The sequence below is a fragment of the Bradyrhizobium sp. Kon56 genome (assembly GCF_055807635.1).
This window is the reverse complement of record NZ_JBVVOU010000253.1, coordinates 1-333: the sequence shown is the minus strand read 5'-3', so window position 1 is coordinate 333 and position 333 is coordinate 1. Positions and strand designations below refer to the sequence as shown.

The window sequence follows — 333 nt, the reverse complement described above, 5'->3', positions numbered from 1 at the left end:
GAGCGGTACGCGGATGATCTTCTGGGGCTTCAGTGACCAAGAGAAGATTTAAACTATATTGGCGTATCTTGAGACGTTCCAGCCCAAATAAGCGTTGTGGCACGGCTGATCAACTTTGGGGGCTGTCGTGCCGCTGTGAGCGAGGTAAAGCCTGTGCGAACACCGCGCCGTTGAACGTTTGGGTGCAGCAGTTGCAAAAGCGCGTCATGTGCTCGGGCGTTAGCCGCGGGTTGACCTTTTGCAGCAGGCCAGCTTCGTCCACCCACAAGCCGCTGTAGTAGCTATTTTCGTCCGTTCGTACGTATTCCTGCTTGTCGCTTTCATGCAGCGCAA

The 333-nt window shown here is 55.0% G+C and carries 1 pseudogene; it reads right to left on the bottom strand.

From position 1 onward, the window contains the following. Positions 1 to 109: 109 nt before the first annotated feature. Positions 110 to 333 (bottom strand): annotated as a pseudogene (locus AC0L3B_RS38855) (hypothetical protein); the annotation flags it as partial.